27 protein-coding genes and 1 pseudogene are annotated in these 26,764 nt (G+C 64.8%); 18 read left to right on the plus strand and 10 right to left on the minus strand.

Annotated elements, in window-relative coordinates; translation table 11 throughout:
* Positions 1-3: 3 nt before the first annotated feature.
* The 14 genes from EDC39_RS09885 to EDC39_RS09950 all read left to right on the plus strand — a co-directional run bounded on the left by EDC39_RS09885 (position 4) and on the right by EDC39_RS09950 (position 11,459).
* Positions 4-864, plus strand: coding sequence for a CheR family methyltransferase (locus EDC39_RS09885; RefSeq protein ID WP_187426736.1), 861 nt, complete (start codon positions 4-6; stop codon positions 862-864).
* Between the two features lie 21 nt (positions 865-885).
* Positions 886-2,157 (plus strand): methyl-accepting chemotaxis protein, encoded by a 1,272-nt coding sequence (locus EDC39_RS09890; RefSeq protein ID WP_148896218.1) that lies wholly within the window; start codon positions 886-888, stop codon positions 2,155-2,157.
* A 6-nt stretch (positions 2,158-2,163) separates the two neighbouring features.
* On the plus strand, positions 2,164-2,577 hold the full coding sequence (locus tag EDC39_RS09895; protein WP_148896219.1) for a chemotaxis protein CheW: 414 nt from the start codon (positions 2,164-2,166) through the stop codon (positions 2,575-2,577).
* Positions 2,578-2,762: 185 nt separating this feature from the next.
* Complete coding sequence (locus EDC39_RS09900) at positions 2,763-3,134, plus strand: response regulator (protein WP_148896220.1); 372 nt, start codon at positions 2,763-2,765, stop codon at positions 3,132-3,134.
* An 11-nt stretch (positions 3,135-3,145) separates the two neighbouring features.
* Positions 3,146-5,023: a chemotaxis protein CheA gene (locus EDC39_RS09905; RefSeq protein ID WP_148896221.1), complete on the plus strand. Its 1,878-nt coding sequence runs from the start codon at positions 3,146-3,148 to the stop codon at positions 5,021-5,023.
* An 8-nt stretch (positions 5,024-5,031) separates the two neighbouring features.
* Positions 5,032-5,646: a chemotaxis protein CheC gene (locus EDC39_RS09910; protein WP_148896222.1), complete on the plus strand. Its 615-nt coding sequence runs from the start codon at positions 5,032-5,034 to the stop codon at positions 5,644-5,646.
* The gene (locus tag EDC39_RS09915; RefSeq protein WP_148896223.1) at positions 5,643-6,128 is read left to right on the plus strand and encodes a chemotaxis protein CheD; all 486 of its coding nucleotides are present in this window, start codon (positions 5,643-5,645) and stop codon (positions 6,126-6,128) included. Before EDC39_RS09910 ends, EDC39_RS09915 begins: the two co-directional genes overlap by 4 nt.
* Before the next feature lie 35 nt (positions 6,129-6,163).
* Positions 6,164-6,934, plus strand: a complete 771-nt coding sequence (locus tag EDC39_RS09920) for a LolA family protein (RefSeq protein ID WP_148896224.1) — start codon at positions 6,164-6,166, stop codon at positions 6,932-6,934.
* A gap of 135 nt (positions 6,935-7,069) precedes the next feature.
* Positions 7,070-7,555, plus strand: a complete 486-nt coding sequence (locus tag EDC39_RS09925; RefSeq protein WP_148896225.1) for a YajQ family cyclic di-GMP-binding protein — start codon at positions 7,070-7,072, stop codon at positions 7,553-7,555.
* 70 nt (positions 7,556-7,625) lie between these two features.
* A complete protein-coding gene (gene rimO / locus EDC39_RS09930; RefSeq protein ID WP_148896226.1) occupies positions 7,626-8,969 on the plus strand; it encodes a 30S ribosomal protein S12 methylthiotransferase RimO in 1,344 nt (447 codons plus the stop codon).
* Positions 8,956-9,978, plus strand: coding sequence for an FAD:protein FMN transferase (locus tag EDC39_RS09935; protein ID WP_148896227.1), 1,023 nt, complete (start codon positions 8,956-8,958; stop codon positions 9,976-9,978). Before rimO ends, EDC39_RS09935 begins: the two co-directional genes overlap by 14 nt.
* Positions 9,969-10,364 (plus strand): NusG domain II-containing protein, encoded by a 396-nt coding sequence (locus EDC39_RS09940; RefSeq protein WP_148896228.1) that lies wholly within the window; start codon positions 9,969-9,971, stop codon positions 10,362-10,364. Before EDC39_RS09935 ends, EDC39_RS09940 begins: the two co-directional genes overlap by 10 nt.
* A complete protein-coding gene (locus tag EDC39_RS09945) occupies positions 10,345-10,911 on the plus strand; it encodes a Gx transporter family protein (RefSeq protein WP_148896229.1) in 567 nt (188 codons plus the stop codon). The genes EDC39_RS09940 and EDC39_RS09945 overlap by 20 nt, the downstream gene beginning before the upstream one ends.
* A gap of 47 nt (positions 10,912-10,958) precedes the next feature.
* The gene (locus tag EDC39_RS09950; protein WP_148896230.1) at positions 10,959-11,459 is read left to right on the plus strand and encodes a hypothetical protein; all 501 of its coding nucleotides are present in this window, start codon (positions 10,959-10,961) and stop codon (positions 11,457-11,459) included.
* Here the strand turns inward: EDC39_RS09950 and hslO are convergent.
* Positions 11,417-12,289: an Hsp33 family molecular chaperone HslO gene (hslO, locus tag EDC39_RS09955; RefSeq protein ID WP_148896231.1), complete on the minus strand. Its 873-nt coding sequence runs from the start codon at positions 12,287-12,289 to the stop codon at positions 11,417-11,419. The genes EDC39_RS09950 and hslO overlap by 43 nt on opposite strands.
* 180 nt (positions 12,290-12,469) lie before the next feature.
* On the opposite strand from hslO, the gene EDC39_RS09960 reads away from it, so the two are divergent.
* On the plus strand, positions 12,470-14,062 hold the full coding sequence (locus tag EDC39_RS09960) for a DUF445 family protein (protein WP_148896232.1): 1,593 nt from the start codon (positions 12,470-12,472) through the stop codon (positions 14,060-14,062).
* A gap of 26 nt (positions 14,063-14,088) precedes the next feature.
* Positions 14,089-15,138 carry an AI-2E family transporter gene (locus EDC39_RS09965; RefSeq protein ID WP_246140227.1) on the plus strand — a complete coding sequence of 350 codons (1,050 nt, stop codon included), beginning with the start codon at positions 14,089-14,091 and terminating at the stop codon, positions 15,136-15,138.
* A gap of 296 nt (positions 15,139-15,434) precedes the next feature.
* Here EDC39_RS09965 and EDC39_RS09970 read toward each other — a convergent pair whose 3' ends face one another.
* From EDC39_RS09970 to EDC39_RS09980, 3 genes are all read right to left on the minus strand, one after another.
* Positions 15,435-16,943: a Fic family protein gene (locus tag EDC39_RS09970; RefSeq protein ID WP_148896233.1), complete on the minus strand. Its 1,509-nt coding sequence runs from the start codon at positions 16,941-16,943 to the stop codon at positions 15,435-15,437.
* 391 nt (positions 16,944-17,334) lie between these two features.
* Positions 17,335-19,320: a transketolase gene (tkt, locus tag EDC39_RS09975; protein WP_222862863.1), complete on the minus strand. Its 1,986-nt coding sequence runs from the start codon at positions 19,318-19,320 to the stop codon at positions 17,335-17,337.
* A gap of 518 nt (positions 19,321-19,838) precedes the next feature.
* Positions 19,839-21,209: a glutamate--cysteine ligase gene (locus EDC39_RS09980; RefSeq protein ID WP_148896235.1), complete on the minus strand. Its 1,371-nt coding sequence runs from the start codon at positions 21,207-21,209 to the stop codon at positions 19,839-19,841.
* A gap of 145 nt (positions 21,210-21,354) precedes the next feature.
* On the opposite strand from EDC39_RS09980, the gene EDC39_RS09985 reads away from it, so the two are divergent.
* Together EDC39_RS09985 and EDC39_RS09990 are read left to right on the plus strand one after the other, a co-directional pair.
* Positions 21,355-22,029, plus strand: a complete 675-nt coding sequence (locus EDC39_RS09985; protein WP_148896236.1) for a type 1 glutamine amidotransferase domain-containing protein — start codon at positions 21,355-21,357, stop codon at positions 22,027-22,029.
* A gap of 104 nt (positions 22,030-22,133) precedes the next feature.
* Positions 22,134-22,313, plus strand: a complete 180-nt coding sequence (locus EDC39_RS09990) for a hypothetical protein (RefSeq protein WP_148896237.1) — start codon at positions 22,134-22,136, stop codon at positions 22,311-22,313.
* An 85-nt stretch (positions 22,314-22,398) separates the two neighbouring features.
* Here EDC39_RS09990 and EDC39_RS15850 read toward each other — a convergent pair whose 3' ends face one another.
* The 6 genes and pseudogenes from EDC39_RS15850 to EDC39_RS10015 form a co-directional block, all read right to left on the minus strand.
* Positions 22,399-22,686 carry a TrkA C-terminal domain-containing protein gene (locus tag EDC39_RS15850; RefSeq protein ID WP_342791322.1) on the minus strand — a complete coding sequence of 96 codons (288 nt, stop codon included), beginning with the start codon at positions 22,684-22,686 and terminating at the stop codon, positions 22,399-22,401.
* Between the two features lie 21 nt (positions 22,687-22,707).
* Positions 22,708-23,055 (minus strand): annotated as a pseudogene (locus EDC39_RS15855) (potassium channel family protein); the annotation flags it as partial.
* 31 nt (positions 23,056-23,086) lie between these two features.
* Complete coding sequence (locus EDC39_RS10000) at positions 23,087-24,460, minus strand: TrkH family potassium uptake protein (RefSeq protein ID WP_148896239.1); 1,374 nt, start codon at positions 24,458-24,460, stop codon at positions 23,087-23,089.
* 70 nt (positions 24,461-24,530) lie between these two features.
* Entirely contained in the window at positions 24,531-25,352 is an 822-nt protein-coding gene (locus EDC39_RS10005; RefSeq protein ID WP_148896240.1) for an SDR family oxidoreductase, read from the minus strand.
* A 69-nt stretch (positions 25,353-25,421) separates the two neighbouring features.
* Positions 25,422-26,018: a hypothetical protein gene (locus EDC39_RS10010; RefSeq protein ID WP_148896241.1), complete on the minus strand. Its 597-nt coding sequence runs from the start codon at positions 26,016-26,018 to the stop codon at positions 25,422-25,424.
* Between the two features lie 9 nt (positions 26,019-26,027).
* Positions 26,028-26,534 carry a Pycsar system effector family protein gene (locus EDC39_RS10015; RefSeq protein WP_148896242.1) on the minus strand — a complete coding sequence of 169 codons (507 nt, stop codon included), beginning with the start codon at positions 26,532-26,534 and terminating at the stop codon, positions 26,028-26,030.
* Between the last annotated feature and the right edge of the window lie 230 nt (positions 26,535-26,764).

Below are 26,764 nucleotides of genomic sequence, written 5' to 3' on the forward strand. Positions count from 1 at the left end.
GAATTGACCGGCTACCGAGGCAGCGGCCATTCGGCCCCCTTTGTCGGCAGCGATCTGGCGGAGGAGGATTTCGACCGTATCCGCCAGCTGCTGCTCGCGCGGCGCGGCTTCGACCTGGGGATGTACAAGGACCAGTGCATCCGACGGCGGATTGCCGCCCGGATACGGGCCTGTGGCCTTGCCCGGGCAGCGGACTACATCGCGCGGCTGACGGCGCAGGACGAGGAGATCGACGCCCTGCTGGCCGCCATTTCCATTCACGTCTCCCAGTTTTTTCGCAATCCGCAGATTTTCGCCCGGCTCGAGGCGGACGTCCTGCCGCAGCTGGCGCGGCAGGCGCTGCAGCGCGCCGACCGGACCCTGCGCCTGTGGTGCGCCGGCTGCGCCGGCGGCGAAGAGGCCTATTCCCTGGCGCTGCTGATGGACGAACTGGCGCCGCAAGGACTGACGGTCGAGGTGCTCGGCACCGACATCAGCCCGCAGGTTCTGGACAGGGCCCGTGCCGGCGAATACGGACTGCATCGCCTCAGCGAAGTGCCGCCAGAGGTTCTGGAGCGCTATTTCGACCGGGACGGCCTGCGCTACCGGCTCTGCGAGCGCATTCGGCGGCAGGTGCGCTTCGAACTGCACAACCTGCTCGACGAAGGGCCCTATCCGGCAGCCGACCTGGTCCTTTGCCGCAATGTGATGATCTATTTTTCCCGGATCGACCAGCAGCGCATCCTGCGCCGCATGGCCGCGGCGCTGGCGCCGGAAGGGATTCTGGTTCTCGGCAGCGCCGAGACCATCATCGGAGAACCCCGCCAGTGGTTCGAGCCCCTGTTCGCCACCGAGCGGATCTATCGTTGCCGGCTTTCGCCATGAGGGCTGCCAGGGAGAGAGAAGATGCGTGTTGACATCAGCTACAAGTTCGTCATGGGTTTCATCATCGTCGTCTGGTCGATCGTGCTGCTGAACCTGCTGGTTCCGCACACCGGCCTGCCCGAGCAGTACCGGCAGCTGGTGACGGTCGCCGTCGCCCTGCTGGTCGGCCTGCTTCTCGGCTGGATATTTTCCAAGGTCTTCACCGCCAACATCCGCAGCCTGCGCGAGGCGGCCGAGCGTCTGAGCAAGGGGGACCTGTCCCGCTACGTGCGGCTGCGGCAGACATTTTTTCAGGACGAAACCTACGATCTGGCCAATTCCCTCAACACCGTGGTGGACAGCCTGCGCGAGCTGGTCGGTTACATTCGCGGCACCTCGGTCAAGACCGCCGATGCGGCGCAGGCCCTGTCGGCGACCTCACGTGAAATGACCGCCTCGGCGCACGAAGTGGCCAATACCATGGATCAGATCAGCCATGGCGCCGAAACGCAGACCGAGATGGTGGAACGCACCTCGGTCTTGATCCGGGAGATGGCGATGGCGATCGATCTGGTGGCCGCGTCCGCCCGCAAGGTCGAGGAAGCCGCCGGGCAGACCGCCAGCACCGCCGAAGAAGGGGGACAGGTGGCCCAGGAGACCATGCAGCGGATGCGGCAGGTATTTCAGTCGGTCGAGACAGGCGGCAAACAGATCGTCGCCTTCGGCAACCAGGTGCAGCAGATCGGGCGGATTGTCGAGGTGATCACCGGCATCGCCCAGAAAACCAATCTTCTGGCCCTCAATGCCACCATCGAGGCGGCGCGGGCCGGTGAATACGGTCGCGGCTTCGCCGTGGTCGCCGACGAGATCCGCAAGCTGGCCGACTCGACCAGCCAGTCGGCCGGCGAGATCACCCGCCTGATCGAGGCGATCCGGGAAGAGAACCAGAAGGTGCTGGACACCATCCAGCTCAGCATGCAGGAGGTCGAGGCCGGGCATCGCGCCGTCGATCGCACCGGCGCCAGCTTCGAGGCGATCATCGAAACCGCCGCCGCGACCCGGGAGAAGGCGAACAGCATCGCCGATCTCGCCGGCAAGCAGACCGACGGCGCCCGGAAGATGGTGACGGCGATGGAAGAGATCTCGCGGGTGATTTCCGACAATGCCGCCAGCGTGCAGGAGGTTTCGGCCGCCAGCGAGGAACAGTCGGCCTCCATGGAGGAGATGGCGCACCAGGCCCAGGAGCTTTCGACGCTGGCCGAAGAGTTGCTGGCCATGGTCAGCCGCTTTCATCTGGGCAGCGAAAAGGTCTGAGCACCGATGGAGAAGGTTCTGACCTTCGAATTGGGCGACGAGCTGTACGGCCTGCCGCTGTCTTCCATCCAGGAGGTGGTGGAACCGGCCGGTCTTTACCCCATCCCTTCGGCGCCCGCGTGGTATCTCGGCGCGATCAACTGTCACGGGACCATTCTGCCCATTCTCGATTTGCCCGGGATACTCGGGTTCGTCTCAGGGCCGAGGGATGGCAAGATGATTGTCATCGACGGCGGGGCCGCCCGGCTCGGTTTCTGTGTCACCCGCCTGGGGGAGATCGTCGAACCGGATGATGACAACAGTCCTGCAAACGGCCGGCAGCTGCCCGAGTGTTGCGTGGAGAGGGTACTCGACCATTGCGGCCGGATGATCCATCTGCTCGATCTGACGGCGCTGCTCGACCGGCTCGACCGTGACTGATTACAGCCTGAATCAGTGAGCTCATTACTGGTGAATAGCACAAGTCATTGATCTGTCTGCACTTTCCAAAAATCATCAGCGAACCTATGGGTGCGCCTCAGATTTTTGAAAATCGCATTCAGGCCAAGCACTTGCACTCTTTATCCGGCATGAGCCCACAGATTCAGGTACAGGAGACATGAGTTATGCCCTACCGGATACTGATTGTCGATGACGCCCTGTTCATGCGCAACATGCTGCGGGACATCTTTTCCCGGCAGAATGATTTCGAGGTGGTCGGCGAGGCGGCCAACGGTGTCGAGGCGGTGGAGTGTTACCGCGAGCTGCAGCCTGACCTGGTGACCATGGACATCGTCATGCCGCTGAAGAGCGGCATCGAGGCGCTGCAGGAAATCGTCGCCCTCGACGGCGACGCCAGGGTCATCATGTGCAGCGCCCTCGGGCAGGAGAGCCTGATCGTCGAGGCGGTTTCCGCCGGCGCGCTCGATTTCATCGTCAAGCCGTTTCAGGAGAGCAGGGTTCTGGAGGTCGCCCGCCGGGTTTTTTCCCGGCAGTAGGCGGTGACGGCGTGGAACGACCTATGGACATGGCAAAATACCGGGAGCTGTTTCTCAGTGAAACCCGGGAACATCTCGACAGCATGTCCCGCCTGCTGGTGGAGCTGGAGAAACAGCCGGACGACGCCGACGTCCTGGCCGCCCTGTTTCGCCAGGCGCACTCGGTCAAGGGGATGGCCGCGTCCATGGGCTACGGCGAGATGGCCGAGCAGGCGCACGCCCTGGAGGATCTGCTCGACGATTGCCGCCGGGCCGGCCGGATTTCGCCGGAGGCGATCGACCGTCTGCTCAGGGGCTGCGATCGGCTGGAAGAACAGCTCGAGGCCCTTGCCGCCGAGGGGAAACCGGCGCCTGACCCTGCTGATTCTGCCGTCGATGTGGGAATCGAGGAGCTGCCGGCCAACGCCCTGATCGTCGAAGATGTGGACGAAGACGGTCCGAAGTCCTCTCCCGCAGAGACGATCCTGCTGATCGACATCGCCGAACATGCCGTGGCCCCTGCCGCCCGGGCCCTTCTGGCGCTGCGCGAACTGGAACGGGTCGGCGAGGTGCTCCAGGTCCGACCCGACCGGGAGACGCTGCTGCAGGGGGCGCCGGTGCGGACCCTCAGGGTGGTTCTGCGCAGCTCCGCCGCTGCCGAGCGGATCGACGCAGCCCTCCTGGCGATGGCCGACATCGCTGGTGTGAGGCGCGAGGACGAGACGGAGCAGGAAGGGACCGAACTGCCGCGCCGCCGGCGCGAGGACAGCGAGCGTTCGGTACGGGTCCGCACCGAACTGCTCGATCAGCTGATCAACCTGACCGGCGAACTGCTGACCACGCGCACACGGCTGCAGACCGCCCATCGCGAACGGGCCGTCGCGGACCTTGAGGCGGGGCTGGATCAGCTCTCGCTGCTGGTCGACGATCTGCACTACCGCGTACTGCAGGTGCGGATGATGCCCCTGGCCAGCATCACCGGCCGGCTGCCGCGCATGGTGCGAGACCTGGCGCGCAAGACCGGCAAGCGGGTCGAACTGCGCATCGCCGGCGAGGAGGTCGAGCTCGACCGGTCGATTCTCGAGGAGCTGGCCGATCCGCTGATCCACATGCTGCGCAACGCCGTCGATCACGGCATCGAAGAAGAAGGAGTGGTCGCGGTGCGGGCCTGGCGGGAGAAGGACCTGGTGCTGATCGAGGTTTCCGACAACGGCCGTGGCATCGACCCCGAGGTTGTCAGGGCCAGGGCGGTGCAGCTGGGGCTGGTCGACGCCGAGCGGCTGCGCGCCATGGGCGAGCGCGACCTGTTCGCCCTGCTCTGCCGGCCGGGCTTTTCCACCGCCGCGCAAGTGACCGAAACCTCCGGCCGCGGTGTCGGCATGGATGTCGTCAAGGCCGCCGTCGAGCATCTGGGCGGCGACATGGAGATCCTGTCCGCTCCCGGCGAGGGGACACGCATCCTGCTTCGGCTGCCGCTGTCGGTTGCCATCATCAAGATTCTGCTGGTCGCCGTCGGCGACTGCCAGGTGGCGATCCCCATCACCCGGGTGCACCGAACCCTCGAGGTGGCCAGGGACGAGCTGCAGTCGTCCGGCCGGCAGCTGGTGCTGCGGCTCGACGAGGAGGTGTTGCCGCTCCTCTCTCTGCGCAAGATGCTGCGCATGCCGGGGCGTCCCGTCGCCGGCAACGTGCCGCTGGTGGTGGTCGAGATGCGGGGGCAGCGCGTCGGGCTGGTTGTTGACCAGCTGATTGGCCAGCACGAGGTGTTCGTCAAGAGCCTGGAATTCCCCCTCGACCGGTTGCCGGGACTGACCGGGGCTTCCGTGCTCGGCGACGGCAGGGTGGTTTTCATCATCGATCCGCAGGGACTGCTTGAGGCGGGACGACCGGCGGCGGAACATGCCGCCTAGGGGGATACATGGATTTCGGCAGACTGGCCGAACGGCAGAAGGACATACTGCGCGAGCTGAGCAACATCGGCGTGGGGCACGCGGCCACGGCCCTGTCGCAGATGGTGGGACAGCCGGTCATGCTCGAGGTGCCGGATGTGGCCGTCATCGATCTGGCCGAGGTGCCCGATTTCATCGGCGGGCCGGAACAGCTGGTGGCCGGGGTGGTCTTCAGGCTGGAAGGGGAGGCGTCCGGCCATCTGCTGCTGATCTTGTCTGAACCCAGCGCCGATCGGCTGTTGCAGCTGCTGTTCGCCGACGACCGGCACGCCATCGACAGCGACATGGGAAGCTCGGCCCTGATGGAGCTGGGCAACATCATCGCCTCGTCCTATCTGTCGGTGCTGGGCGGCATGCTGAAGCTCGATCTGCGGCCATCGGTGCCGTTCATGGCTCATGACATGGCCGGGGCGGTGGTCGACCAGGTGCTTGGTGAACTGGGACGACACGGCGATCTGGCACTGGTGCTGGAAACCCGTTTCACCAGCAGTGACCGGCAAAGGGATGTGCGGGGACACCTTTTTCTGCTGCCCGACCCCGGCACCCTTGACGTTCTGCTGCGAGCGGCCGGAGGTGACGCTTGAGCCGGCGGCAGCGGGTCGGCATCGCCGAGATACGGATCGCCAGGGCTCCGGCGGGGCTGGTCGGTTATGGTCTCGGGTCCTGTCTCGCCATCAGCCTGTACGATCCGGAGCTGCGCCTGGGCGGTTTCGCCCATGCCCTGCTGCCGCGCGACGAGTCCGGGCAGGCCGGAGAACGGCCGGGCAAGTACGTGTCGAGCGCCGTCGAAGCCCTGCTGGCCGCTCTGGTCGAGGCCGGAGCGGCGCCACAACGGCTGCAGGCCAAGCTGGCCGGCGGCGCCACCATGTTCCCCGGCCTGTCGTCGCGACAGAGCGTCGGCGAGCGGAACGTGCAGATGGCCCGCCAGGAGCTGTCGCGGTTGGGTATCCCCCTGGTGGCCGAGGATGTCGGCGGCAGCCACGGCCGTACCTGCGAACTGCTTCTGAACGACGGCAAACTTTTGGTGCGCCTGAGCCGGGGGCGTGATAGAATCAGGATCATCTGACGCCGCATGGCGGCGAAAGAACAAGGAGAGGTTCGATGAGACGACTGACCTGCATCTGGATGGTGTTGCTGCTTCTGCTTCCCCTGTCGCAGGCGACGGCGGCGAGCGTCCGCCTGCGGGACGTGATTCAGACCCTGGAGAGGCCGTTCCGGGCCGACACCCCGCCGGCGGAGGTAATTCGCGATTTCGAGGGGGAGTTCTTTCAGGAATCGCGCATCGCTTCCCTCGATCAGGTACAGCGGGGACGCGGCTTCGTCACAGTTCGCTTCGATCGCTTCGATACCCGGCATGTCCCCCGAACCCTTTTCCGCTGGGAGTACCGGCAGCCCACCAACCAGGAGATCATCTCCGACGGCGAGACCCTGTGGGTCTACCTGCCGGAGAACCGGCAGGTGATCCAGAGCGACATCGAGCTGACCCGGCAGGCCGGCCAGGAGGATCCAATGACCTTTCTTACCGGCCTGGGCAATATCTCGCACGATTTCCTCATCACCTGGGCCGAGCCGAACCGGGACGTGGAAGGAAACTGGATTCTCAGCCTGCGTCCGCGCCGGGTCTCTTCGCTGATCCGGGAGATGAAGCTGGTGGTGGACAAGGACGCGGTCGACGACTTCGTTGGCAACGGCAGGACCGGCCGGTTTTTTCCCATCCTTTCCAGCTACGTGACCGATCCCAACGGCAACACCACCCTGATCGAATTCAGCGACCTGCGCATCAACCGCGGCGTCTCCGACCTCACCTTCCGCTTCATCATTCCGGCGGGAGTCGAAGTGATGCGTTCGACCGGCCGGGGAATGGGATTCTGAACGAACCCGGCATCCATGCATGAAACCGCCCCGGGGGGATTCCTCTCCGGGGCGGTTTCGTGTTATAAGGCTGTGGTTTACGCCAACGCGACCGACCCTATCTTCGATGCCAACGGGCATCGGCAAGGAGTTCACGTGCCAAGTTTCGATATCGTTTCCAGGATCGACATGCAGGAGGTTGACAACGCCGTCAACCAGACCCGCAAGGAATTCTCCCAGCGCTACGATTTCAAGGGAACGCACAACGAAATCGAGCTGAAGGACGGGATCATCACCGTCCTGGCCGCCGACGACTACAAGCTCGAGGCCATTCTCACCATTCTTCGCGGCAAGCTGGCCGGGCGCAAGGTGCCGGTCCGCAACCTGGACTACGGCGGCAAGGAGCCGGCTTCGGGCGGCGCCGTGCGTCAGCGGATCACCCTGATGCAGGGCGTTTCCAAGGAAAAGGGCAAGGAGCTGGTCAAGGCGATCAAGGCCACCCGCCTGAAGGTGCAGGCGCAGATCATGGACGACCAGGTGCGGGTCAGCGGCAAGAAGATCGATGATCTGCAGGCAGTCATCCAGACCCTCAAGAGCCAGGATTTCGGCCTCGAACTGCAGTTCGTCAACATGCGTTCCTGAAGGCAGGCGCCAGGCTTTGGGGTGAACCGGTGCCCGAAGCCCGGTGTCCAAAGCGTGTAGAGTGGTGAACATGACATACAAAGTCGCGCTGGTCAGTCTTGGCTGCCCGAAGAATCTGGTCGACGCCGAAGTGATGCTGGGGCACCTGCCCCCCGAGCGCTACCAGATCATCACCGAGGAAGCGAAGGCCGACATCATCATCGTCAATACCTGTTCCTTCATCCGCGAGGCGAAGGAGGAGTCGATCCAGACCATCCTCGAGGTGGCGGACTACAAGGAGAAGGGCCGCTGCCGGCTGCTGGCGGTCACCGGCTGCCTGCCGCAGCGCTATCGCGAGGAGCTGGCGGCGGAGCTGCCGGAGGTCGACCTGTTCATGGGAACGGGCGATGCGCCGCGCATCGCCGCGCTGCTGGACGAGGCGCTGGCCGGAAAGGGCGGACAGCTGGCGGCGGTCGGCCTGCCCGACTTTCTTTACGACCACAGTACACCGCGGGTGAAGTCGTCGCCCCACTATTCGGCTTATGTCAAGATCGCCGAGGGCTGCGCCAACCACTGCTCCTACTGCATCATTCCGCAGCTGCGCGGCACCCTGCGCTCCCGCAGCATCGACTCGGTGGAAGAGGAGGTGCGGCGGCTGGTCGCCCAGGGGGTGAAGGAGATCAATCTCATCGCCCAGGATGTCACCGCCTTCGGTGCCGAGCGCAACGACGGCGGAAACCTGGTCGCCCTGCTGCGGCGGCTGGTGCGGATCGACGGCGTGCACTGGCTGCGCCTGCTCTATGCCTATCCGGACGGTATCGACGACGAGCTGATCGACCTGATCGCCGGCGAGGAGAAGATCTGCAACTATCTCGACATCCCGCTGCAGCACATCGACGACGCCATTCTCTCCCGCATGAACCGGCGGGTCGGCGAGGCCGAAACGCGCGAGCTGATCGAGCGCATCCGCCGGCGGATTCCGGACGTCACCCTGCGCACCTCCTTCATCGTCGGTTTTCCGGGCGAGAGCGAAGCGCAGTTCGAAAAGCTGCTCGCCTTTGTCCGCGAGGGGCATTTCGAGCGGGTCGGGGTCTTCCGCTATTCCCGCGAGGAAGGGACGCCGGCCGCCACCCTGCCCGACCAGATCGGCGAACGGGTGAAAAAATCGCGTTACAGCAAGCTGATGAAGGCCCAGGCGCGGGTTTCCTTCCGCAAGAACCGGGCTCTGGTCGGCCGGATCGAGCCGGTGCTGGTCGAAGGCTACAGCGAGGAGACCGACCTGCTGCTGCAGGGACGGAGCATCCGCCAGGCGCCCGATGTCGACGGCCTGGTCTACATCACCGCCGGCAACGCCAATGTCGGTGACATCGTTCCCCTGCGCATCACCGATTCCTCCGAGTACGACCTGATCGGCGAAATCTGTGAGGACGACTGAGTTGCCGTCGCCGGCCATGCGGGTGCGTCGCTTCTCTGCCTGTCTGTTGCTTCTGGTTCTGGTCCTGCTGCTGACCGCCGGCTGTCGCGACCGGCGGCCGGAGCCGGTGCGGCGCACGCGTATGCTGATGGGGACCATCGTCGAGGTGGTCGCCTTCGGCGACAGGAAGCCGACGCTGGCGGCGATCGACCGTGCCCTCGACGAGATGGCGCGCATCGAGGAGCTGATGTCGCCGCGGCGGCCCGGCAGCGATCTGGCCCGCCTCGCCGCCGCCCGTGACTTCGTGACTCTCAGTCCCGAAACCGCCAGGCTGCTGCGCCTGTCTCTGGCCATCAACCGGCGCAGCGGAGGCGCTTTCGACCCGACCCTCGGTGCGCTCAAGCGGTTGTGGGACATCGAGGGGGAGCATCCGGCGGTTCCGGACGAGGCGGCGCTGCGCCGGGCCCTGGCTCTGACCGGTCCCGACAGGCTGCTGCTCGACGGCGACCGCGCCAGGGTCGCCGCCCCGGGCGTCGGGGTCGATCTGGGGGGGATCGCCAAGGGGTACGCCATCGACCGCGCCGCAGCGGTGTTGCGGCAGGCGGGGATAACTCATGCCTCGATCAACGCCGGCGGTGATTTGCGGCTGATCGGCGACCGCTTCGGCCGGCCCTGGCGCATCGGCATCCAGCATCCCCGCCGGCAGGGGGAGATGCTGGCGATTCTCGAGCTGGAGGACGCCGCCGTGGTCACCTCCGGCGACTACGAGCGTTATTTCATGGCCGACGGGAAGCGCTACCATCACATCTTCGATCCGGCCACCGGCCGTCCCGCCCGGGGCTGCCAGAGCGTCACCGTGGTCGCCGGCGACGCCGTCCGTGCCGACGCGCTGGCGACGGCCGCCTTCGTCCTCGGCCCAAAGCGGGGACTCGAGCTGCTGCGGCGCGAGGGAGTCGAGGGGGTGCTGGTCGCCGCCGATGGCCGCACCCTGGTCACCGAGGGGCTGAAAGGGCGCATCCAATGGCGCTAAAGGCGGTCTGGGCGCGCATGACCTCTCTCGACCGGCTGGTGTTCGCCGTTCTGGTCACGCTCGCCCTGCTGTTGCTGCTGGCGACCCTTCTCCTTCCTTCCGGGCGCACGGTGCTGGTCGAGCGGGACGGCCGGATCGTCTTCCGGGCGCCTCTCGATACGCCGCGGCAGGTCAGCATCGACGGTCCGCTGGGAACGACGCGTCTGGTGCTGGACGGCGCCGGGGTGAGGATTGCCGAATCGCCCTGTCCGCATAAGGTCTGCATCGGTATGGGGCGGATTGACCGGGCGGGAGAATGGCTCGCCTGCGTGCCCAACCACATCCTGGTTCGGGTGACCGGCGACGGCGAGGCGGGGGAAAGGGACTATGACCTCATCAGCCGCTGATCCGGAACGGTTGCGCAAAAGCCGCCGGGAAGTCTTTCTCGCCCTGTTCATCGCCCAGGCGGTGGCGCTGCACACCTTCGAATATCTTCTCCCCTCGCCGGCGCCCTGGTTCCGTCTCGGCTTCGCCAATATTCTGACCCTGGTCGCCCTCTTTCTGTTCGACGCCGGCGGCGCCTGGACGGTGGCGCTGAGCCGCATCCTCGTCTCGTCCCTGCTGCTGGGGCGGTTTCTGACGCCCGGATTCTTCCTCTCCCTGAGCGGCGGGGTGCTGGCGACTGCGATCATGATTCTGGCCCGCCGGCTTGCGGGTGACCGTCTCAGCCCCATCGGCGTCTCGCTGCTGGGGGCTGCCGGTCACGCCTTCGGCCAGCTGCTCTGCGCCTGGCTGCTGCTGGTCCGGCACGCGGGGCTCTGGACCCTCTTTCCGCCGCTGCTGCTGTTCGCCCTAGGGACGGGGCTGGTCAACGGCCTGGCCGCCGACGCGGTCATCCGCCACCTGCGCGGCCATCGGGCGTTTGCCGGCGACCAGGGGAATCGTTCGGCATGAGCGGGAGGGATCTGCTATACTTCGGTTCGATTCTCAGGGAGTGAACCATGCTGCGTTACGTTCTGCCGACAGCTCTGCTGATCCTTTGCCTGGCCGCTTGCGGTCCCGTGGTCCGCGGTGACCTGAAGACCGAAACCGTCCCCCGGGTGGATGCCGCCACCCTGAAGGCGGGGGTGATCAACCTGCCCGGCGCCGAGGTGCAGGCGCAGCAGCTGCCGGTCATCTTCTACAGCGAGCAGAGACTGTTTGCCGAGGGGGCGGTGCTCCCCCGGCCGGAGGCCCTGAACCTGCTCAGGGCGCTGGCGGCACGGCTGCAGCGGTTCCCGTCGGTGCGCTGGCAGGCGACGGTGCGGGCCACCAGCCCCCATGGCGACGACCACGCCCAGGTTCTGGCCGCTGCCCGCGCCGAGATGCTCGACCGCTTTCTGCGACGCTCCGGTCTGGCGGATGGGGTTGTAGAGTGGAAGCCCGAGGCGGGGGCGGGAAAGGTGCTGGAGCTGGTGCCTCAGCTGCCCAGTCCCGCCAGTTCGTCCGGCGTGAAGGAATAGCTCTTGCGGCAGTATTCGCAGGTGACGGTGGTCGCCTCCTCGCGTCCGGCCAGCTCGCGGCGCTCTTCCGCGGGCAGGGCGCGCAGCATCTCCACGATGCGGCGCAGGTTGCAGCGGCACTCGAAACGCAGCTGGTAGCGGCCGACCTGGTGGTGGTCGATGCCGGCCAGAACCAGCTGCAGTACCTGCTCGGGCGTCTTGCCTTCAACCAGCAGTTCGCTCAGCGGCGGCAGGGCGGCGATGGTCTGCTCCAGCTGCTGCAGCCGGTCGTCGGGGCAGCCGGGCAGGGCCTGGATCAGAAAACCGCCGGCCGCGGTCACCTCGGCGTTTTCGTTCAGCCGCACGGCCAGGGAGACGGCCGAGGGAACCTGCTCGGATGATGTCAGGTAATAGGCGAGATCCTCGCCGATCTCGCTGGTCTGCAGCTGTACCGTGCTGTGGTAGGGTTCCTTCATGCCCAGATCCCTGATGACGTGGAGGAAACCGGCCCTGCCGACGGCCTGGGCCACCGCCGAGCGGCCGTCCTCCGGCGGCGGGCCTGACAGGGGCTGGCGGATGGTCGCCCGGATGGCGCCGTCGGCGTCGGTTTCGGCCTGCAGCCGCTGCAGGGGCCCGTTGCTTTCCACCATCAGGGCGAGGCGCTGCTTTCCCTTGAGCTGGGCGCCGAGCAGGGCGGCGCCGGTCGCCAGCCGGCCGAGGGCGATGGTGGCGACCGGATCGGTGCCGTGACGTTGCTGCAGATCGGCGACGAGCCGGGTGGTCAGCGCAGCCGTGGCGCGCAGTGTGCCGTCGTCGCTGAGAACCCGGATGAGATAATCGTTGTTCGACATGGGATGACCGTCCTTTGCCTTGGACCTGAATCAGTGAGCTCATCACCGGCGAATAGCGCAAGTCGTTGGGCGTGAACCCACCGATTCAGGTTGGGATCAGAAGTCAGGATCTGCGGGCGAGGAACATATTTAACCACAAAATCGGCCGGGGGAAAATCCCCCGGCCACGATGTACAGGGCATGGATTCGAATCAGCTGATCGCCTATCTCGTTCCGCCGGTGGTCGGGGCCTTTATCGGCTACCTGACCAATTCGATTGCCATCCGCATGCTCTTTCGGCCGCTGCGCCCCTGGCACCTGTTCGGGGTGCGGATTCCCCTGACGCCGGGGATCATTCCCTCCCGCCGGGGAGAGCTCGCCGAGCGCCTGGGCGAAACCGTCGGCCGCCACCTGCTGACTGCCGGGGATGTCGGCCGGGTGCTGGCGCGGGAGAGTTTTCAACGCGAATTGCGGCAGGCGGTGGCGGAAAAGGTCGCCGGTTTTCTCGGCCGCGAGCTGGGGACGGTCGAGAGCCTGGTGCCGGCCGAATTCCGCGGCCGTTTCCGTGACCTGCTGGAGCAGGCGCGTGGCAAGCTGGTCAAGGCGGTTTTCGCCTGGCTGGAAGGCGAAGAATGCCGAAGCCGGCTGGCCGCCTGGCTCGACCGACTGGGAGACGACTGGTTGCGCCGGGATCTCGCCGGTTGGCTGGGGGAGGAGGGCTGCCGGGAGTTGCTGGCCCATCTCGATGCCAGGGTCGAACGGCTGCTGCAGTCGCCCGAGGTCGGCAGGGCTCTCGAACGGCTGGTTGACGACCAGATCGACCGGCTGCTGACCAGCCGGCAGAGCCTGCGGGACCTGCTGCCTGACGACCTGGTCGAGGTGCTGCTCGACCAGCTGGAGAAGGAAGTCCCCGGGCTGCTGGAAAAGTTCGGTGGCCTGCTCTACGATCCGGGATTCCGCCAGCGGCTGGTCGTCCGGGCGCGGGAAGGGATCGAGGGTTTTCTCGACTCGCTGCAGGGGTTGGCCGGGCTCCTTTCCGGGTTCATCAACCTCGACGGCATCTACGAAAAGCTGCCCGGCTTTCTCGACCAGGCCGGTGACGAGATCGCCGCCTGGCTGCGCGAGGAGCAGACCCAGCAGCAGGTGGCCCGAATGCTGCGCGAGCGGGCCGAGGCCTTTCTCGACCGGCCCCTGGCTTCCTACCTGGAAAAGCTCCCCTACGAGAAGGTCCACGGCATCCGCAGTTACGCGCGGCAGCAGGCGGTTGCCCTGCTGACCGGGCCCCGCACCCTGGCCCTGGCCCGGGGAGCGGTCCACGCCGGGTTCGCCCGGATTCGCGACCGTTCCTTCGGCGAGCTGCTGCAGCAGGCGTTGCCCGACGGACGGCTTGCCGCCTGGCGGCGGGATCTGCCCGAGAAGCTGCTGGCGGTGGCATGTTCCGCCGAGGCGCGGCGGGCGGTTGACGAGGTGCTGCGCGGCCAGATCGATGAGCTGGCGCTGCGCAGGCCGCTCGGCCGGCTTTCGGCCCGGATGCCGGGCGACGTGCAGGACGAGCTGGTCGAGGGGATCTGCCGGGTGCTGCGCGAACTGCTGCAGCGGGAGATTCCGCCGCTGGTCGAGGCCCTGAACATATCGCGCATGGTGCGGGAAAAGGTCGACAGCCTCGATATCCTCCAGGTCGAGGGGCTGCTGCTGTCGATCATGAAGGAGCAGTTCAAGTACATCAATCTGTTCGGCGGTCTGCTCGGTTTTTTGATCGGGCTGATCAATCTGCTGGTCCTGCGGCTCGGTTGAGCAGGACCCGGAGGAGTGAGAACAAAATGACGATTCAAGGCAAGGACGGACGCGCCCTGTGGATGCTGGCCGGCCTGGCGGCTTTTGTCGTGGTGGTGGCCGGCCTGCGCGAAGCCAGTGCCCTGATCATTCCCTTTCTGCTGGCGGTCTTCATCGCTGTCGTCTGTGCGCCGCCGGTCTTCTGGCTGGCGAAGCGCCGCGTGCCGACGCCGGTGGCGGTGCTGCTGGTGGTGCTGTTCATCTGGCTGCTCGGCGGCAGTTTCGCCGCCCTGTTCGGCACCTCGCTCAACGAGTTCACCAGTTCGCTTCCCGACTACCAGAGCCGGTTGCAGCACGAGTTCACCAGTCTGCTGGCCTGGCTCGAACAGCACGGGCTGAAGGCGCATACCTCGACCCTGCGCGAGCAGATCGATCCGGGGGCGGCGATGCGCCTGGCCAGCCGCATGCTGACCAGTTTCGGCGGCATCCTGACCAACGCCTTTCTGATCATGGTTACGGTTATCTTCATTCTGCTCGAGGCGGCAAGCTTTCCCGGCAAGCTGCAACGGGCCTTCGGCAACACCGAAAAGACCCTGAACGCTTTCGGCGAGTTCGCCCGCGGCCTGAACCGCTACCTGGCCATCAAGTCGCTGCTGAGCCTGATGACCGGCGGCCTGGTCTGGCTGGCCCTGACCCTGTTCGGCGTCGATTTCCCCCTGCTCTGGGGGTTGCTCGCCTTCATGCTCAACTATGTGCCGACCATCGGTTCCATCGTCGCCGCCGTTCCCGGTGTGCTGCTGACCCTGGTGCAGTACGGAGGTGCCCGCGCCCTGGCGGTGGCGGCGGTTTACGTGGCGCTCAATATCGGCATCGGCAGCATGCTCGAGCCGAAGGTGATGGGGCGGGGCGTCGGCCTGTCGACCCTGGTGGTCTTCGTTTCCCTGGTCTTCTGGGGTTGGGTGTTCGGTCCGATCGGTATGTTGCTGTCGGTCCCCCTGACCATGACCCTGAAGATTGCGCTGGAGGCCAGCGAAAACACCCGCTGGCTGGCGGTGCTGCTCGGGCCGGAAGTGGTGGCGGAGCAGAAGGGGGAGTGAGGGGCGGAGGCATGCTTGTCACGAGCCAATCGTGAATGCCCATTTGTCAAGCCTGCCCCCTTTGCTTAAAGCCCCCGGCTTGGCCGGGGGATACTTACTTTGTCCTGTTTTGAGGTACAATCGTTCTCCACGGCAGTGCTCTCCTTTCGGTTAGGGATGATGTTGGCAAGCACAATTCTAACCGGAGGGGCACTGCCGTGCCTTCTCAAAAAAGCGAAAAATATTCTACGTTATCTGCCGAAAAAGCAATGGGGGCAAGATAGAATGTCCCCAATTGGCTTTCATTTCCTTGAAACTCAGTTCCTCGCGTATCCTTCCCGGACGGCGTTTTCCATGCTGGCCAACTCATCATCAGTCAGAAACACGAAATGTGATTCCCTCTTTCTGGCCGAAAGACGACCATTGTTTTGCAGGCAGAGCTGGATAAAGAGATCGATGAGGCGGTCAGGCATGTCCACGATCTCCTGAATGGCCTGCTTGGTCCTGTCGTAATTCGCCAGAAAATCAAGTTCTTCCACCAGCTCGTGTTCGATGGTGAGTTTGACGAAATCGTACAATGCCTCCGCCTGAGCGGTCATGTCGATATACCGATACAGACGTCCGGTCTCACCCAGCACGGTCATCTGGCCAAGTTCGTCCAGGTCGTATTCCACCAGCCGCATCAGCGGGCTTGAGTACGCCTTCAGGGAGTGATCGTAAAGCGTCGGATTTTTCAGCATGGCGGCGGAGATCGGGAACATGAGACCTTTCGGGATCGCGCCGCGCAGGGACAGGATGTTGTGAATGAGAAAACGGTGAATGCGGCCATTGCCGTCCTCGAAGGGATGTATGAAGACGAAGCCGTAGGAGATGGCGGCGGCATGGATAATGGCAGGGACCGCGCCTTCCTTCATCACCTGGTGAGCGGTGAACAGGCCCTTCATCAGTTCTGGGAGGTCGTCTGGCTTCGGGCAGACATAATGAACGAGCTGTTTCTGGTAGGAAATGGTTTGACCGACGTAGTTCTGGTTGGCCCGGTAGTCCGCGTCCCGGAACCGGGGATCGACAATGCGGTTCTGCAGGTCGATCAGGAGAGGCTTCTCGCAAAAGTCCTTGTGCTCGGCCATTTCCAGCAAGCCGATGAACTTCTCTGTCCGGGAGGCGCTCGGCTTGATGTGTTCGATCTCGAACGAGGATTTGGTCTCTTTGTTGTAGAGATAGCTCAGTGCCCGTCTGAGAAGCTCCGGTGGATAGGAGGTCACGACCTCTTCGCACCGTTTCCGCAGGTCGATTTCCTCCATGGCGGCGAGTTTTTCGGTGCGCCGGATGATGGGACAAAAATCTTTCCCGCCAAGCAGATTGTCGATGACCCTCTGACGTCGCACGCGACGACCGGGCGCTGCGGTGTAGTAACGGTCCGGCTCAAGCAGTTCTGTGTAATTCCCCCTGGTCAGGTCCGGCAGTGGGAGTTCCCGTCCGGTCAGGAATTCATACAGGAACCAGATCCTGCGGGCGTATTTTCCGGTCGGTTTCGAGCTGATCCAGGCCGTTATCTCATCTGCCGGAACCACATCGAAAAGGGCCGACAGGATTCCCAGGTTGACACCATCATATTTGAGGGCGAACTCCAGATGATCTCCCGTCCCGTCTCCAGGCCAATAAGACTGGGAATAGACCGATTCCACCTGCCCATCCTGAATGGTCGAGCGCAGTGTCCCGGTTGGGCTGACGGAGGAGGTGTGCCAGTTTGGTAAAACGCTCAAGCCGTACTGTTCGATCAGAAACGCATATCCCGCCAGCCGGTTCTGTGTTGTGTCCAATGTCATCGCACCTCAAAAAGTCGTTACGGTTCTCAAAAAAAAATTACCAGAGGCCTGTTTTGCAAAAATATAGTTACATAAACGCTGGTTTGCAAGAAAATTGTTTAGATAGCGGGAGTGTGGGTGAGGTAGGGGATAAAAATGGTTTGGATCTCAAAAAACGCGTTTGTATCTTGAAGAACGATTAAAAACAGACTCTCTTCGAGAAAAACAGTTACAGATGGAGGGGGAGGGGGCGTGGCGTCGACCGGGTCACCTTCGGCATTTCGCTGATTTCCTTGATGATGCCGGGACGAGGCATCTTGCGACCTCGTTGACCCGACAAACAAAACGGGCAGCCCTGGTTGGGCTGCCCGTTGCTTTTGGGGTTGGTTGTGGTGGATTTGGCGGCTGACCGTCAGAGCAGTTCCTTCACCTGGGCGACGATGTTCTCCACGGTGAAGCCGAAGTGGCGGAACAGTTCGGCGGCCGGGCCGCTGGCGCCGTAGCCGGTCATGCCGATGATCCGCCCCTCTGTGCCGACCCAGCGCTCCCAGCCGAAGGTCGATCCGGCCTCCACCGCCAGCCGCTTGCGGCAGGCGGCCGGCAGGACCGACTCGATGTAGGCGGCGTCCTGCTGTTCGAACAGTTCCCAGCTCGGCAGGTTGACCACCCGCACGCCGATGCCTTCGGCGGCCAGCTGCTTCTGCGCCTCGAGCGCCAGGGGGACTTCCGAGCCGGTGGCGATGATGATCGCCTGCAGCTCGCCGTCTTCTTTCGACAGCACATAGCCGCCGCGGTGCAGCTCGGCGGCCGGTGCCAGCTGCTGCCGGTCGAAGTTGGCCCATCCCTGGCGGGAGAGGATGAGGGCGGTGGGGCCGCCCTGGTTGCGGATGGCCGCCTTCCAGGCCTCGACCGTCTCGCTGGCGTCGGCCGGGCGGATCACTGTCAGGTTGGGCACTGCCCGCAGGTTGGCCAGCTGCTCGATCGGCTGGTGGGTCGGGCCGTCCTCGCCGAGACCGATGGAGTCGTGGGTCAGCACGTAGACGACCTGCAGGCCCATCATCGCGGCCAGCCGCATGGGCGGCCGCATGTAGTCAGCGAAGATGGCGAAGGTGCCGCCGTAGGGAATCAGTCCGGGGATGTGGGCCAGGCCGTTGAGGATCGCCCCCATGCCGTGCTCGCGGACGCCGAAGTGGATGTTGCGGCCGACGGTGCAGGCGGTGAAGGAGCCTTCGTCCTGCAGCACCGTGTTGTTGGACGGCCCCAGGTCGGCGGAGCCGCCGAGCAGAAAGGGCAGCTTTGCCGCCAGGGCGTTGAGGGTCTTGCCGCTGGCCTGCCGGGTGGCGAGCTTCTCGCCGGCGGCGAAGTCGGGCAGCTCGTCCCAGCCGGCCGGCAGTTCGCCGGCGGCGGCCCGCTGCCAGTCGCGCAGGGCCTCGTTCTCCTTCAGCTCGGCCTCGAAGGCGCTCTGCCAGGCGGCTTCGAGCTCGGCACCGCGTTCAACCGCCTCGGCCATGTGCCGGCGGACGTCGTCGGGGACTTCGAAGCTCTTTTGCGGATCGCGGCCGAAGAAGGCCTTGGCGCCGGCCAGTTCCTCGGCGCCGAGGGGCGCGCCATGGGCGCCTGCCGTGTCCTGTTTGGTCGGTGCGCCGAAACCGATGTGGCTGCGGGCGATGATCAGCGAGGGGCGCGGCGAATGCTTGGCGCAGGCGATGGCGCGGTCGAGATCCTGCAGGTTTTCACCCTCGACGTGCTGCACCTGCCAGCCGTAGCTGAGGTAGCGGGTGGCCACCTCCTCGGTGAAGGCCAGGCTGGTGTCGCCCTCGATGGTGATGCGGTTGTCGAGGTAGAGATAGACCAGGTTGCCCAGTCGCAGGTGGCCGGCCAGGGAGGCGGCTTCGGAGGCGACGCCCTCCATCAGGTCGCCGTCGGAGCAGAGGGCGTAGATGGTGCTGTCGAACAGCTTTTCGCTCACCCTTTTCTGCAGAAAGCGCAGGCCCATGGCCATGCCGACGCCGACCGAAATCCCCTGTCCGAGCGGACCGGTGGTGGTCTCGATGCCGGGGGCGTGGCCGAATTCGGGGTGGCCGGCGGTGGGGCTGCCGAGCTGGCGGAAGTTTTTCAGGTCGTCCAGCGACAGGCCGTAGCCGGTCAGGTGCAGCATGGAGTAGAGCAGGGCCGAGGCATGACCGCAGGAGAGGATGAAGCGGTCGCGGCCGGCCCAGTCGGGATTCTGCGGATTGTGGCGCATGTGCCGGGCAAAGAGGAGGTAGGCGATTGGCGCGGCCTCCATCGGGGTGCCCGGATGACCGGAGTTGGCCTTTTCCACCATGTCGGCGGAGAGCAGGCGGATGGTGTCGACGGCCCGGCGGGCCTGGTCCAGGTTCAGCGGCGGCAGAGTCATGGTTTTTGTTCCTCCAGGGCTCGAGAATGTGCGCATTCAAGCAGGAACGGGGAAATTTTTCAAGGCTCAAAAGGCACTGCCCAGCCCCCCGGCGGTCGTCCCGCCGGAAGGTGCCGGTGCAAGCGGTTGAAATGAGGAGGGACTGCGGCGTTTCGCCTTTTTTGCCACCGGCCGATGGCGGTGTCGGCAAGAACCAGCTGGCAAGAGGAACGACTCCAACCCACCCTCCCCGCTGAAGGTCGAGGGATTTTTCGTCAGATCAAGGCGGCCAACGCTTAAGCTGGCGAAAAAGAACCGCCCCCGGCAAAAGGATAGGGCCGGAAGCGGGGGAGGTATCCCAGTTCCGGCCCTGGTCCTGTCTCAAGGTAAGGAAAGAAAGAAGGTCGGCCGTCCCGCCTGCCACAACGGGACGACGTTGGCTGCAGGATATCGCCTCGGCCGTCCGCCGCCCACCGCCATAGCCGCACGGCATCTCTCGGCACGGCACATGCCCGGACTGTGGCGATGCACAGCCGGCTTCAGACCTCCAGGCGGAAGGCGCAGTGGCGCTTGAGCATCGCCAGGTCGTGCCGGCGTTCCCCTCGCCAGTCGCGCAGCAGGCGTTCGGCCAGGGTGACGCCTTCTTCGGCGATCTGTTGCAGCGGGTCGAGATAGACTGTTTCGTCGCAGCCGTGGTGGTTGTGGCGCTGCTGTCGCCGCAGGCCCTGCCAGGCCAGTTCGAGCACGTCCCGGGCCAGATCGCGCAACAGCCGGCCATTCTGTCTGGTCTGCAGTCCCGCCTTCCACGACTGCCGGTAGCTCCGGTGCAGGGCGTCGATGTCGCCGGGCCAGAGCAGGCACCAGGCGGTTTCCGCCGTGTCCCGGTCGTAGAAGAGGCCCTTGAGCAGTGCCGCGACGCTGAGGGTCAGCCCCTGCGGCAGTGAGTCGGAACTGCGGATCTCGATCTGCGGCCGCAGGCGGACCTCGGGAAAGAGGGTTGACAGGTGCAGGTCCCAGTCGGCGAGGGTGGCCCGGTGGCTGGCGAAGCCCTCGGCCAGGTAGCGCCGGAAGGTGAAGCGTCGGCCGGTCAGGTCGAGGTAGCGGCCGTCGCGGACGATGAAGTACATCGGTACGTCGAGGGCGTAGTCGGTGTAGGTCTCCAGGGAGGCGCCGTCGGCGAACAGTGCCGGGATCAGGCCGCAGCGGTCGGGGTCGGTGCGCGACCAGATTTCGCCGCGGGTCGATAGGAAGCCGCTCGGCCGGCCGTCCATGAAGGGCGAGTTGGCGAACAGGGCGTAGAGCAGGGGGGCGAGCGCCTGGCCGAGGCGCAGCTTGAAGACGGCGTCCTCTTCGTCTTCGAAGTCGAGATTGACCTGCAGGCCGGCGCTCTGTTTCATCATCCGCTGCCCCATGTCGCCGGTGCGCTCCATGTAGGGGCCCATGATGCCGTAGCGGGACTTGGGCAGCCAGTCGATCTTCTCCAGCGGCGTGAAGGGCTGGACGCCGAGGCCGAGAAAGGTCAGTCCCAGGGGTTCGGCGGCGCGCACCACGGCGGCGACGTGGGCGGCGAAATCCCCTTCGCAGCAGTGGATGTCCGGGCAGAAGCGGCCGGACAGCTCGATCTGTCCCCCCGGCTCGAGGGTGATGGAGGAATGCTCGCCGAGCAGGGCGATCACTTCTCCCTCTTCCCGGACCTCCGTCCAGGGCCGGTCGGTGGCCAGCTGTTCGAGCAGCTGGCGGATGCGGGAATAGGGGGCGGCCTCGCCGCTTTCGCTGTCGATGACCAGTTTCTCCGTTTCGGCACCGACGCCGAAATCCGCGGCGGGACGGGCGCCGCGGCGCAGAAAGTCGGTCAGCTGGGCAAGGTCGGTGACGGGCTGCTCGAGATCGGGTCTGTTCAGGGTGCTCATGAACAGGAGATTACCATGCCCCGGCCGCTTTGTCTCGGGGGCGTGGCGGCTTGCCGGGCCGGAGGCCTGGCCAAAGAGGAAAAGAGCGCTATGCTTGAAACAGGAAGGCACGATGCCTTGCGCATGGTCCGAAAGGAGGTCCGGCATGAGCGTACCCGACAGGAAAATACTGATGGTTGTGACCAGCCACGACTGTATCGACGTCGATCACCCCACCGGTCTCTGGCTGGAAGAGTTCGCCGTACCCTGGCAGATATTCCGCGCGGCCGGAATATCGGTGACGGTTGCCAGCCCCCTCGGGGGAGCCGCCCCGCTCGATCCACGCTCGCTCGAGGATGATGCCAGAGTTGCCGCCTGGGCCGAGGCGCGGTCCGCCCTGATGGAGACGATGCCGCTGCGCACGCTGCCGATGCATCGTTTCGACGCTGTCTTTCTGGTTGGCGGCCATGGCACCATGTTCGATTTTCCCGAATGCCCCGAGCTGCAGGTCCTGCTGCGGACCCACTTTGCGAATGGAAGCCTGGTGGCCGCTGTCTGTCACGGCCCGGCGGGTCTGGTGGGTGTCGATCTGGACGACGGCTCGCCGCTGGTCGCCGGCCGGCGGCTGACCGCCTTTACCGACGCCGAGGAACGGGCGGTGGAGCTGGACGGGCTGATGCCGTTTTTGCTCGAGAGCGAACTGCGCGAGCGGGGAGCCGATTTTGTCGCCGGGGAAGCCTGGCGCAGCCATGTCGAGATCGACGGCAACCTGATCACCGGTCAGAATCCGGCTTCGAGTGCCGCTGCGGCCGAGGCGGTGCTGCAGCGTCTGCCGGACTGAGTGGGGAACGGTCGGCTGTCGGCCGGGTCGTCGATGCGGTCCTTGCGCTATAATGGAATGAGTGAAAGGCCCGCAACAGGCCCGGCAGAAGAAAGGAGCAGCATATGAAAAGGGAAGAAGTCCGCAAACTCTGTCAGGATGTCCGTCAGGGGCGTATCCGCGAAGTCGAGCACATGATCACCCACCAGCACGGAGAGGTTGTCGCCTGTGAAGGAACCATGCTGGAAGTGAGGACCGGTGAAAGCTACCAGCGGTGGGCCGGTGAAAACTGCGAACGGTCCTGAGGCTGCTGAAAAAGACCCGTCAGTGGTGTCTTTTGAGCAGTCTGCGTTGTCAACCAAGCTCAGGCGGGTCGAGCACCCGCCTTTTTTATTTTCTGCTCGCTTTTTCCACATCGGCCGCCTGGCCGAGGATCAGCAGCAGGTCGCTGTCCTTGATCTGACGTTCCGCCGGCGGCATGAGAATGAATTCGTCGGTTAGCACGTCCTTGATGCCGAGGATGTAGATGTTGAAGCGGCGGCGCAGGTCGAGCTCGATCAGGGTCTTGCCGATGAAGGACCGCGGCGGGGCGAGTTCGTGCAGGGCGTAGCCCCCGGTCATGCTGAGCATGTCGAGGATGTTGGGGCTGGCCAGGTTGCGGGCGACCTTGATCGCCATGTCCTTTTCCGGATAGACGACTTCGTCGGCGCCGACCTTGCGCAGAATGCGGCCGTGATCTTCGTTGACCGACTTGACCACCAGCCGTTTCACTCCCAGTTCCTTCAGGTAGAGCGTGGCCAGGGTGGCGGCGTGCGAGCGCTCGCCGATGGCGACCACCACGGCATCCATTTCGGTGACACCCTGAGAGGCGAGGAATTCCTTGTCGGCGGCGTCGGCGACGATGGCGACCGAGCAGTATTCGCTGATCTCCTGCACGTGCTGCCGGTTGTTGTCGATGACCAGAACTTCGTGTCCGGCCTCGTAGAGGGTGCGGGCGATGTTCGAGCCGAAGTTGCCGGCGCCGATGATGCAGAATTTTTTCATGGGCTGGACTCCCTTGCAAACGTGTGGCCGCGTCTTATCCGATCATCACCTGTTCTTCAGCGTAGCGAATCTGCCGCTTTCCCGCCCGGCGGACAAAGGCGAAGGCGAGGGTCAGGATGCCCACCCGGCCGACGAACATCAGGCCGATGATGATCATCTTGCCGAGCGGAAGCAGTTCGCCGGTGACGCCCAGCGACAGGCCGACCGTGGCGAAGGCCGACACCGTCTCGAAGGCGTAGTCGAGCAGGGCGTTGCGGCTCTGGGTTGCCGGCAGGCCGTGCACCTGGACGGTCAGCAGCAGAAAGATGGCCGCGCCGCAGACGATGACCGACAGCAGGACCAGGGTCAGGGCGCGGGTGGTCAGTTCGTCCGGCACGGTGCGGCGGAAGATGTTGGTGTGCCTTTCCCCTTTCAGCCGGTTGTGCAGAATGGCGAAGATCAGGGCGAAGCTGGTGGTCTTGATGCCGCCGCCGCAGGAGCCGGGCGAGGCGCCGATGAACATGAGAAACATGATCAGTACCAGGGTCGGCACCTCGAGCAGGTTCAGGTCGATGGTGTTGAAGCCGGCTGTTCGCGCGGTGACTGACTGGAAGAGGACCATCCAGAAGCCGTCGGCGGCACCCATGGTGCGCAGCTCGCCGGGGATTTCCAGCAGTGCCAGCAGCAGCGCGCCGCCGAGGGTCAGGGCGCAGCTGGTGACCAGGACCAGCCGGGTGTGCAGCGAGAGCCGGTGCCGCGGCTGGCGACGGCGGGTCAGGCCGAACAGCTCCTGCAGCACCAGAAAGCCGATGCCGCCGGCGGTGATCAGCCCCATGATGGTCAGGTTGACCAGCGGGTCGTCGTGAAAGCCGACCAGACTGTCCGGAAAGAGGCTGAAACCGGCGTTGCAGAAGGCCGAAACCGAATGGAACAGGGCGCTCCACAGCCCCTGGACCAGGCCGAGTTGCGGTACCAGGCGGATGGCCAGCAGCGCCGCGCCGATACCCTCGATGACGATGGTCAGCAGGAAGATCTTGCCGACCAGCTCCTGCACCGAGGCGTAGGGCTGCGGCAGCAGGGTCTGTTCGATCTGCTGCCGGCCGCGCAGGCTCATGCCGCCGCCGAGATAGGAGAGCAGGTAGACCGAAAAGGTGGTGATGCCCAGGCCGCCGGTCTGAATCAGCAACAGCACCACCAGCTGGCCGAACCAGCTCAGCCGGCTGCCGGTGTCGACCACCACCAGTCCGGTCACGCACTGGGCGCTGGTGGCGGTAAAGATGGCGTCGAGAAAGGTGAGGGGTTCGCCGCTGCTGGCCAGGGGCAGGCGCAACAGCAGGCCGCCGAGCAGGATGGCCAGGACGTAATAGAGCAGCAGAACCTGGCCGGGCGAGAACCGCCAGGTCTGTCGGGGTTGTTGCAGGGCGCACATGGAGTGGGATTTTACTCCCCTCCGGCGCATTTGGCCAGCCCTTCAGTCTGAGGGTGGCTGCTGCCCGGACTCAGTCAAGAAACAGGTCGGGCAACAGCTCTTCTCCCGGTTTGACCGCGTAGCGTTCCAGGTCGCCGATTCCTTCTTCCGCCAGAACCTCCTCGTCGATGAAGAAGTTGCCGCTGCAACTGCGGCTGTCGCGGCAGAGAATGGCGTGGGCGGCGTCGGCGACGATCTCGGGTTTGCGGCACTGCTCCGGCCTGACCAGGCCGCCGAGCATCGCCAGGGCGGCGGTGGCGATCACCGTTCGCGGCCAGAGGGCGTTGACGGCGATGCCGTCGGGGCGGAATTCCTCGGCCATGCCCAGCACGCACATGCTCATGCCGTACTTGGCCATGGTGTAGGCGACATGGCTTCTGAACCAGCGCGGGTGCATGTTCAGCGGCGGTGACAGGGTCAGAATGTGGGGGTTGTCGGCCTTCTTCAGGTGCGGCAGACAGGCCTGGCAGCAGAGAAAGGTGCCGCGGACGTTGACCTGGTGCATCAGGTCGAAACGTTTGACCGGGGTCTCCAGGGTGCCGGCGAGATAGATGGCGCTGGCGTTGTTGACCAGGATGTCGATGCCGCCGAAGCGTTCGACCGACGCCGTGACCGCCGCTTCGATCGCTTCCGGCTTTCGGATGTCGCACTTGACCGCCAGGGCCCGGCCGCCGGCCGCTTCGATTTCGGCCGCCGCGGTATGAATGGTGCCCGGCAGCCGGGGATTGGGGACGTTCGACTTGGCTGCGATGACGATGTTCGCGCCGTCGGCGGCGGCGCGCAGGGCGATCGCCTTGCCGATGCCGCGGCTGGCGCCGGTGATGAAGAGGGTCTTGTTTTTCAGGTTTTTCATGGGAGCCTCGTCGTCTTGTTGTAATGGTTTTTCTCTTCTTTCAAATCATACCTGCTCTCCCCCGCCCTGTCAGAAAAGGCGGAAAACCATCACCCACAGACCGTGGTTGGCGATCAGGGAAAGCATCGCCAGGGCCAGCAGACCTTTGCCCCATCGGCTGGCCAGTCGCGGCCAGAGCCAGATGCCGGCCAGGGTGACGACGACGATTTCGGCCAGGGCGGCTGGAATGCCATGATAGGCCGGATTCCAGTAGGAAATCGGCGAGATGAAACGCCAGCGGCTCAGAGGCCAGAAATGCATGTGGGCGTCGTTGTGGTGGAGGAAGAAATCCTCCGCCGCCCCGAGCAGGGCGGCAGCGCAGAAGAGGGCGGCGCGCGGTTTTTTCAGTTTCCAGCACAGAGCCAGACCGAGGGTCCACAGGGGGAAGGAGTGGAAGGCGCCGACCAGGGCCGTCCAGCCGGGATGGAAGTAGACTTCGTTCCATAGCCGTTGCTGGGGAATGCGGGCGATGAGGCTCCCCCAGATAAAGAAGAGGTAGATCGGCAGGTCGGGGGTCAGGGCGCCGAGGCAGAGGACCAGGTTGATGTGCGGCAGCCTCGCCAGCCGTTTGCCGCCGCAGAGTCGCAGCAGGGCGCAGGTGAGGATGGCGTGGCTTTGGGTGTTCATGGCCGGCCGTCAGGTCAGCTGTTGCCAGAGGACGCTGGCGGCCGCCAGCACCAGGCCGGCGAGCAGAGTCCACAGGCCGTTGCGCACCAGCGCATATTTGCGGGTCAGGCGGTGCTTGCCGAGGTAGTAGAGTTCGTGCAGGTAGGCTTCGTAGAGTTTTTCCTTGTTGCTGACCAGTTCCTTGAAGCTGGCGATGAACTCGTCCTCGTCCAGCTCGACAAAGGAGCGGAAGTAGAAGAGGTTGGTTTTGCCGCTGGCATGCAGTGGCGGAATGATGGCCAGGATGGAGAAGGTCACGGCCAGAATGCCGGTTGCCGCCAGGATGACAACGGTCAGCAGCGGCAGGTTCTGCATCTGGGTCAGAGCGATGGTGGTGACCAGGGAGGAGGCGGTGAGAATCATGGCCGCCTTGGAATCGGCCATCTGGTTCAGGGTCATGTGCTTGCTCAGGTTGGCGCGCAGGGCGTTGCTCGCCAGCAGGCGGGGAATGAGGGGTTCTTCCGTAGGACCGTTCATCTTGTATGCTCCCTGAATGCTGTGGTCTGTAAGAATGCGTGTGACCGGCGGTGCTGTCAAGCGGGCGCAGGAGGTTGGCGACGGGGCGGAAGCTAGGAAAGAGGCGACTGTTCGAGGCTGAGCTGGTCGAGAGGAATGACCTTCCCCCGAAATTGTGGACAGTCCGAAAAGCTGCTACAACAGCGTCAGGAGGACTGGCATGGTTTCGAAGAGAAGGAAGTACACTCGTG

Source organism: Geothermobacter ehrlichii (genome assembly GCF_008124615.1).
Taxonomy (GTDB): Bacteria; Desulfobacterota; Desulfuromonadia; order Desulfuromonadales; family Geothermobacteraceae; genus Geothermobacter; species Geothermobacter ehrlichii.

Coding starts and splice junctions, on each gene's coding strand:
- EDC39_RS09890 (WP_148896218.1), top strand. CDS start 886: ATGCGTGTTGACATCAGCTACAAGTTCGTCATGGGTTTCATCATCGTC.
- EDC39_RS09895 (WP_148896219.1), top strand. CDS start 2,164: ATGGAGAAGGTTCTGACCTTCGAATTGGGCGACGAGCTGTACGGCCTG.
- EDC39_RS09900 (WP_148896220.1), top strand. CDS start 2,763: ATGCCCTACCGGATACTGATTGTCGATGACGCCCTGTTCATGCGCAAC.
- EDC39_RS09910 (WP_148896222.1), top strand. CDS start 5,032: ATGGATTTCGGCAGACTGGCCGAACGGCAGAAGGACATACTGCGCGAG.
- EDC39_RS09920 (WP_148896224.1), top strand. CDS start 6,164: ATGAGACGACTGACCTGCATCTGGATGGTGTTGCTGCTTCTGCTTCCC.
- rimO (WP_148896226.1), top strand. CDS start 7,626: ATGACATACAAAGTCGCGCTGGTCAGTCTTGGCTGCCCGAAGAATCTG.
- EDC39_RS09940 (WP_148896228.1), top strand. CDS start 9,969: ATGGCGCTAAAGGCGGTCTGGGCGCGCATGACCTCTCTCGACCGGCTG.
- EDC39_RS09945 (WP_148896229.1), top strand. CDS start 10,345: ATGACCTCATCAGCCGCTGATCCGGAACGGTTGCGCAAAAGCCGCCGG.
- EDC39_RS09950 (WP_148896230.1), top strand. CDS start 10,959: ATGCTGCGTTACGTTCTGCCGACAGCTCTGCTGATCCTTTGCCTGGCC.
- hslO (WP_148896231.1), bottom strand. CDS start 12,289: ATGTCGAACAACGATTATCTCATCCGGGTTCTCAGCGACGACGGCACA.
- EDC39_RS09960 (WP_148896232.1), top strand. CDS start 12,470: ATGGATTCGAATCAGCTGATCGCCTATCTCGTTCCGCCGGTGGTCGGG.
- EDC39_RS09965 (WP_246140227.1), top strand. CDS start 14,089: ATGACGATTCAAGGCAAGGACGGACGCGCCCTGTGGATGCTGGCCGGC.
- EDC39_RS09970 (WP_148896233.1), bottom strand. CDS start 16,943: ATGACATTGGACACAACACAGAACCGGCTGGCGGGATATGCGTTTCTG.
- tkt (WP_222862863.1), bottom strand. CDS start 19,320: ATGACTCTGCCGCCGCTGAACCTGGACCAGGCCCGCCGGGCCGTCGAC.
- EDC39_RS09980 (WP_148896235.1), bottom strand. CDS start 21,209: ATGAGCACCCTGAACAGACCCGATCTCGAGCAGCCCGTCACCGACCTT.
- EDC39_RS09985 (WP_148896236.1), top strand. CDS start 21,355: ATGAGCGTACCCGACAGGAAAATACTGATGGTTGTGACCAGCCACGAC.
- EDC39_RS09990 (WP_148896237.1), top strand. CDS start 22,134: ATGAAAAGGGAAGAAGTCCGCAAACTCTGTCAGGATGTCCGTCAGGGG.
- EDC39_RS15850 (WP_342791322.1), bottom strand. CDS start 22,686: ATGGCGATCAAGGTCGCCCGCAACCTGGCCAGCCCCAACATCCTCGAC.
- EDC39_RS10000 (WP_148896239.1), bottom strand. CDS start 24,460: ATGTGCGCCCTGCAACAACCCCGACAGACCTGGCGGTTCTCGCCCGGC.
- EDC39_RS10005 (WP_148896240.1), bottom strand. CDS start 25,352: ATGAAAAACCTGAAAAACAAGACCCTCTTCATCACCGGCGCCAGCCGC.
- EDC39_RS10010 (WP_148896241.1), bottom strand. CDS start 26,018: ATGAACACCCAAAGCCACGCCATCCTCACCTGCGCCCTGCTGCGACTC.
- EDC39_RS10015 (WP_148896242.1), bottom strand. CDS start 26,534: ATGAACGGTCCTACGGAAGAACCCCTCATTCCCCGCCTGCTGGCGAGC.